Genomic DNA, 2,275 nt, shown 5'->3' with positions numbered 1-2,275 from the left:
GGGGCGGACCGGGGACAGGGGCGGACCGGGACGCGGGCGGACAGGGACGCGGGCGGACCGGGACGGGGGCGGACCGGGACGCGGTGGCCGACGCCCCGAAGCGCCGAAGCACGACGGGACACGGGGCTCGAGGCTCGGAGCTCCGGGACACGGGGCTCGGAGCTCGGAGCTCGGGGCTCGGAACTCGAGGCTCGACGAAGCGCGAACGTGCCGACGGACCTCGCGGCGCCGGAGGTGCGAGAGCGCGAGGGCGTCTGGTCGTGTCCAGGCGCGGCGATGCACCGCCTCGCGGCCGACTGAGTGTCGAATCGCCCGGCAGGTCGGGCCGCGGATCAGAACGGCGGAGACGCGTCCACGAACCGCGCCCGCGTCGGCGACAGCACCGAGGGCGACGCCCGAGGTGACGACGGTCGCGATGACCACAGCTGCGAGGACGAGGATCGTGGCGGCTGCGGCTGCGGCTGCGGCTTCGAGTCCGGCTCCGACTTCTGCTTCGGCTCCGGCTCCGGCTCCGGTTCTTGCGCCGACTGCGGCCTCGGTCGTCGCGTGGGCGGCAGCGGAGCCCCGGGCAGCGCCCGCGGTCGGTCGGTGATCCGACGGCCGGTGGGGGTCGTCCAGACGACGGTGCCGTCCGGATGGAGGGCGTAGGTCCAGCGGTCGCCGTGGCGGACGTGGTGGTGCGCGACGCAGAGCGAGGCCAGGTTGCCGAGGGCGGTCTCGCCTCCGTTCCGCCACTCGAGGGTGTGGTCGGCCTCGGCCGTCGAGGACGAGCGGGTGCAGCCGGGGAACCGGCAGGTCCGGTCGCGCAGCTGCAGCTGGAGGCGCATCCGAGGGGGCGGGACGCGGAGGGTCCTGCCGACCGACGTCACCACTCCCGTGTCCGGATCGGTCAGCACCCGCGTGAAGGTGGCCGCCGTGCGGACGAGCTCCCGGGCGACGTCAGCGGGGACGAGACCGTAGCCGTCGAGTTCGGCCGGCGCGTCGTCGAGGCCGACCGCGGTGCTGGCGGCCAGGGTGAGGCGCACGTCGGCGCGGACTCCGGAGACCGAGGCGTGGATTCCGGAGCCCGAGGCGTGAATTCCGGAGCCCGAGGCACGGACGGCGCTCGCTCCTTCTCCCGAGGATCCGTCTGCGGAGATGTCGCCGTCGATGAGCAGATCGACGAGTGCGTCGGCCCGCAGCTGCGCGAGCGTCCGGCCGTCGCCGAGGGAGATGTCAGCGTCTCCACCGGCGCTGCCACCCGTCTCCGCGCCGAGCACGGCACCAGCACCAGCACCAGCACCAGCACCAGCACCAGCACCAGCGTCCGTTCCCGCACCGACTGCTACCCGGGCATCGCCACGGGCACCAGCACCGCTCTGTGCAGTCGCAGTCGCACTCGCACTCGCACCTGCACCTGCACCTGCACCTGCACCGAACCCGATCCTCGCCGCGTCCGCCCCGTCGCGGAGCGAGCGGGCGATCCGGTCGAGACGGTTGTAGGCGCCGACCGCGACCGGGGCCGGCAGCAGGGCGCAGAGCGTGGCCATGCCGTCGGCCTCGGCGCCGAGCCACACGCTGCGGTCCTCGCGGGCGCGGGTGTGGCGCTCGGTGAACGGCTGCTCGTGCAGCTCGTCGCGCAACCGCGCCACGGTCCGGCGGAGCTGGGTGGGCGTCTGCGAGAGCGCCGCGGCGGCCGCCCGCTCGTCGAAGGACGCGCGCGACGGAGCGGGGAGGGTCGCGGCGGCGGCGCAGACGACCTCGCCGGCCTCCCAGAGGATCCGGGCCTCGGCCAGGAGGGTGCGGGTCGCCGGGAGGTCCTCGATGAGGAGCCGAGCGTGCTCGAGACGCCGAGACGCCACGCGCTCCGACATCCCGAGCGCCGTCGCGAACTCGGCTCGGATCGAGCGCTCCACGAGGTCTCCCGCCTCGCTCCGGGAGAGACGGCTCCCCCGCGCGAACGACTCCGGCACGAGCAGCGCTGCCCGGTACGCCGTGTGCAGGGCGACGGCCCCCGCGAGCAGCACCGGCGCCGAGGAGCGGGCGAGCCCCGCCGCGAGACCGGCGAGCGCGCGCACCGCGTCGAGCGTCCGCGCCGCGTCACCCGAACTTCTCATACGTGTATTGAATCAGCGACCACCGACATCGGGCCGGGGCCCGTGACCAGGATCGGGACAACGGAGCCGGTACCCCGCCTGTGGAGGGACGAACCGCCGGCGAGCGCGGGCTCGCACACCGCTGTCCGCGCGATTCCTGAGCCGAGCCACCAGCGCGCGCCGCCCGCCCCGCTCGAACC

1 protein-coding gene is annotated in these 2,275 nt (G+C 74.9%); it reads right to left on the bottom strand.

Annotation, left to right across the window (positions count from 1 at the left end; genetic code table 11):
- Positions 1 to 332: 332 nt before the first annotated feature.
- Entirely contained in the window at positions 333 to 2,096 is a 1,764-nt protein-coding gene (locus C5C39_RS17110) for an HNH endonuclease signature motif containing protein (RefSeq protein ID WP_104353947.1), read from the bottom strand.
- Positions 2,097 to 2,275: the final 179 nt, after the last annotated feature.

The sequence above is a fragment of the Rathayibacter sp. AY1F3 genome (assembly GCF_002931975.1).
Classification (GTDB): Bacteria; Actinomycetota; Actinomycetes; order Actinomycetales; family Microbacteriaceae; genus Rathayibacter.
This window is presented reverse-complemented; position numbering and strand designations above follow the sequence as displayed.

Bases quoted from the DNA above. Each gene is read 5' to 3' on its own strand.
- C5C39_RS17110 (WP_104353947.1), bottom strand. From the start codon at position 2,096: ATGAGAAGTTCGGGTGACGCGGCGCGGACGCTCGACGCGGTGCGCGCG.